Raw genomic sequence first — 4,354 nt, forward strand, 5'->3', positions numbered from 1 at the left:
CGAGCTGCGCACATACCCCGAGGACCTGCTCGCCTCGCCGCTCGACGTGCGCTCCTTCGAGGTGGCGACGGAGCCCGGCGAGAACACCGCCGCAGGCGCAGCAGCGGTGGCCCCGGCGTCCAGCGATCCGATCGGCTCGGCGATGGCATCCCTCGACCGACGCCTGCAGGGGATGGTCGGTGACGGGCGGCTGACGCCTCTGGTGGGTGCGCTGGCCGTCGGCCTCGCCGTCCTGCTGGGATGTGGGCACGCGCTGCTGCCCGGGCACGGTAAGACGGTGATGGCCGCCTACCTCGCCGGACGGCGGGGCCGCCCGCGGGACGCCGTCCTCGTCGGTGCGACGGTGACCGCCACGCACACGGTGGGCGTGCTCGCCCTCGGGCTGGCCGTCTCACTGTCCAGCTCGTTCGCCGGTGACCAGGTGCTGCGCTGGCTCGGGGTCGTCAGCGGCCTACTCGTCGCATCGATCGGCGCCCTCATGCTCCGCGGAGCCGTGCGCACCCGGCGGTCCGACGGCCTTCCCCCGGGCCGGGAGCTTCCCGAACCGGCGCTCGCCGTCGGCGTCCCAGCCCTTGCCGGCGCCGGCATCGGTGGCCGCCTTCAGGGGCCAGTGCGCGACGCCGGTCACGACCATCCGCGCGGTCACGACCACGACCACGACCACGACCACGACCACGACCACGGTGACGGTCACGACCATCACCACGACCACGACCACCACCACGGTCACGACGACTACGACCACGACCACGAGCCGGGGGGTGCCGGGCTGGGTGCATGGTGGTCCGGTAGGCACAGCCACGGTCCGGGCCGGCACAGCCACGGCCCGGGCGGGCACAGCCACAGTCCGGGGCGGAGCGGCCTCGTGGGGATGGGCGTCGCCGGGGGGCTGGTTCCCAGCCCGTCAGCGCTCGTCGTCCTGATCGCCTCGGTGGGCCTCGGCCGGACGGTGTTTGGCGTCGTCCTGGTCCTGGCCTACGGACTGGGCATGGCTGCCACGCTGACCGCGGTGGGGCTCACCCTCGTCCGGATGCGGGACTGGTTGGCTCGCCGGGTGACGGCGACCGGCTCCTCAACCGTGTTGCGCAGGATGGCTCGGACCGCGCCACTGGTCACCGCGGCGTTGGTGCTGACGGTCGGCCTGGCGCTGGTCGCTCGGGGCGTCGTTCTCGGAGCCTGACGAAATGAGTCCCCGGATCAATGGCGCCTCCATCAGTTCCGAGGGAGCCGTCCGACACGCCTCAGCGTCACCAGACCCGCCGCCCGCAGGACCGCCCCGACGGTTGGCCACCCGACAGCGACCGCGGCGTCCGGCACAGTCGAAGCGGGGTCGTGTGCCCAGTCCACGGGGAGTCTCGGATGCTCTATAGAGCCGCTGCGTCACTTTTAACCGAGGACCGGGAGCAAGCGAGCGCCGAACTCAGGGGGCAACTCCGCGTCATCGCCGACGCTGTCGGATCCACCCCGGACTGGACAACCTTTCGTGTCGACGGCCCCACCCAGGCTCCAGGATGGGGCGGCCTGAGCAGATTCGAGTGGAGTGCGACCGTCAGCGCAGAGGATGACGGCGAGGATGTCGACCTCGATGCACTTGTCGGCGACGCCGAAGCGACATCTCCTGCGGCGGCAGAAACGCAGCCCTTCGCGACGCCGAGGCCTCGTCAAGCAGGATGGCCTCAATCCGGCACTTGGACGTGACCGACCGCTCGTGCAGCGTCGTCTTCCCGGCCTGCGTGCCTCCGGCGACCAGCACGTTCAGCCTGGAGACGACGGCCGCCTCGAGGAACCGAGCCGCCTACGCGGTGAGCGTGCCGAGCGCGACCAGCTCGTCGAGGGAATGTGCCTGTAGCAGGAACTTGCGGACGTTGACCGCCATGTGCCGGCGGGTGATGTCCGCGATGCCCCGCTCGAGCGAACGGTGGTCCCAACACCGGCGCCAGGATCGGTTATCGCACGGACACCGGAACAGGAGGGGTTGTGCCGGTGTCGGTCGGCGGCGGCGATGCCACCGCTGGTCGATTTGCTCCGGTGTCTCCCGGCTGACGCTGACCACAACGGCATCCTTTCGATCAACCCAGGCGGTCGGGGCGCCCCAACCGCACGCGCGGCGAGGCCGTGATCGGCCGCGACGGGCGGTCAGGAGTGGGCTGGGGCACCCTGCTCGGTGGGCAGGCCGGCGTCGCCCCAGTCCTGGATGCCGTCGGGGTACTTGCGGACGTTGGTGTAGCCGAGCTGCTCGAGTCGGGCGGCGACCTGACCGCTGTTGGGCATGCGCGGTTGGAGCAGTAGGTGAAGATCGCTGGGTCTTTGTCGGGTAGCAGGGCGGAGGCGCGGGCCTCGACGTCGTCGGCGACGAGATTGAGCGCGCCGGGAAGGTGTCGCTGGACGTAGTAGGACTCGGGTAGCGCGTCGACGAGAACGAGGTTGCCGGCGTCCAGTGCCGCACGAAGCTCGTCGCGGTTGTCCGGGCTCTCGGCTCCGCACCGGAGCTCACGCCTTCTGGCGTCAGCACTGCACCTACCTGCTCCGAGAAGCCGGTGCCTCGCATCCGGGCTTGCGTGCCGAGCTGCTCCTCGCCGGCCTGTCAGCCGAACAGGTCCGCAACTGGGTGCACGACCAGCAACGCACCCTTGAACAACTGACCCGTGAACTGGGGGAGATCGCTGACGACCTCTCGCAAGTGGCCCCCCCGCCGCCGGCGGCGTCCCGCTAGCCGAACCTCAACCGGGAGCATCGTCCGGACAGAGCGCGTGCCCTTGGCCGCCGTCCCGCAAGACCCGCCCGGTGAGCCGTCCCGGACAGGTAGGGCAACCGGGACTCCGTCGCGGCTGGCCGAGCCGTGTCGTCCGGCGGCCTCTCGACACCGAGGCCACAGCTTCGCAGGCGGCTGGTCCGTGAACGGTGACCCGGCCACCTTCGGTAGCGAACGTCATCATGGGTGACCCGGCAGTCGGCATCCTGGATGCGGTCGATGGTTGCCACAAACAGCCAATGGAATGACATCCACGACGACTTGCCGCCCGTAACAGTAAACCCTTACCACAAACCCCCAAGCCTTTACTGAAGAACGGCACATATGCTACCCATGGCGGCAGTCCGGGCCCCGCTTCGCGGGGCCCACTGCCGTTTCTGGGGGTGGCGTGTTTGTCATTGTTGGGTGGCGTTGATAAGTGCATGGCGGAATGAAAATCTACGCCGGTGCTCCGGCGGCGGCCCGCCACTACGTGGAGGCCAGCCGGGCCCGGGCCGATGACTACTACCTGACCGAGGGGCCCGGGATCGCGCGCCGCTACTGCGCCGGCGGCGGCACGGTGCAGGAACTTGCCGCGCTGGCCGGGGATGGCTACGAGGCGTGGGTGGCCGGCCTGGACCCGGCCAACGGGACGGCTCGCGGCCGACTGCGGACCGACGAGCGGGCGGTGCGGTTCGTCGAGGTCGTGGTCAACGGCCCGAAGTCCTGGTCGCTGGCCGCCGCGCTGCACCCCGACGTCGCCGCCGCCTACGACGCCGCCCAGGACCGCGCCGCGACCCAGATCATCGGCTGGCTCTCGCAGCACGCCACCACCCGGGTGGGGCCGCGCGGTGGGCAGGTGCAGGTTCCGGTGGAGGTGCTGGAGGCGGTGACGGTGCGCCATCACACCTCACGGGCCGGTGATCCGCACCGGCATCTGCACCTGCAGGTCAACGCCCGGGTGTTCGCCGCCGGGGAATGGCGGGGGCTGCACACCGTGGGCGTGCGGGACTTCCTCGCCGCGGTCAACGGGATCGGGCACGCCGCCGTCGCCAGCGACCCGCACTTCCGCGGCGCGCTGGCCGCGCACGGATACACGCTCGACGGCACTGGAGAAATCCTGGAGCTGGCCGGGTACGTGGGTGCGTTCAGCGCCCGGGCGGCGCAGATCGGGCGCAATCTGGACCGCTACGAACAGGAGTGGACGGCCGCGCACCCCGGTCAGATCCCGGGGCCGGCGCTGCGGCGGGCCTGGGATGCGCGGGCGTGGGCCGAGGGCCGCCCGGACGGGCCTGTCAAATCTTCTGTGTAAGCGGGCGTGACCGTTCGGTAGTGAGTGCTGGTCAGAGGGGTAGGCGGTCGGGGAACTGGAGGGCGAAGGCGTTCAGGGCGGTTTTCCAGCCGTGGCTGCCGGTGCCGGCTTCACCTCCTCGCTGGTCGCTGATGTTGCGGATGGCCAGGTAGAGCAGCTTCATGGCGGCCTCGTCGGTGGGGAACGAGCCGCGGGCCTTGGTCACCTTGCGCAGCTGGAAGTTGATCGACTCGATCAGGTTCGTGGTGTAGATGACCTTGCGGATCTCCGGAGCGAAGGCCAGGAATGGGGTGAACTCCTCCCAGGCCCGC

General features: G+C 70.4%; 3 protein-coding genes and 2 pseudogenes. 2 read left to right on the forward strand and 3 right to left on the reverse strand.

What is annotated here, in order from left to right; translation table 11 throughout:
* Positions 1-1,180 (forward strand): nickel/cobalt transporter (locus tag CNO22_RS28030; RefSeq protein WP_232807363.1); only part of this gene is annotated, 1,180 nt, incomplete at its 5' end.
* 956 nt (positions 1,181-2,136) lie between these two features.
* On the opposite strand, the gene CNO22_RS29875 is transcribed toward CNO22_RS28030, so the two are convergent.
* Positions 2,137-2,271: a rhodanese-like domain-containing protein gene (locus CNO22_RS29875; RefSeq protein WP_269799645.1), complete on the reverse strand. Its 135-nt coding sequence runs from the start codon at positions 2,269-2,271 to the stop codon at positions 2,137-2,139.
* A 53-nt stretch (positions 2,272-2,324) separates the two neighbouring features.
* Positions 2,325-2,588, reverse strand: a pseudogene (locus CNO22_RS30310) (rhodanese-like domain-containing protein); the annotation flags it as partial.
* A 594-nt stretch (positions 2,589-3,182) separates the two neighbouring features.
* Here CNO22_RS30310 and mobF point away from each other — a divergent pair.
* Positions 3,183-4,019, forward strand: a pseudogene (mobF, locus tag CNO22_RS25830) (MobF family relaxase); the annotation flags it as partial.
* A gap of 55 nt (positions 4,020-4,074) precedes the next feature.
* On the opposite strand, the gene CNO22_RS25835 reads toward mobF, so the two are convergent.
* The coding region (locus tag CNO22_RS25835) for a transposase (protein WP_198588614.1) at positions 4,075-4,354 on the reverse strand (280 nt) is incomplete at its 5' end.

The organism is Geodermatophilus chilensis (genome assembly GCF_002802985.1).
In the GTDB taxonomy this organism is placed as follows: Bacteria; Actinomycetota; Actinomycetes; order Mycobacteriales; family Geodermatophilaceae; genus Geodermatophilus; species Geodermatophilus chilensis.

What these genes read in the sequence shown, in the direction of transcription:
- CNO22_RS29875 (WP_269799645.1), bottom strand. Translation starts at nt 2,271, where the DNA reads ATGCCCAACAGCGGTCAGGTCGCCGCCCGACTCGAGCAGCTCGGCTAC.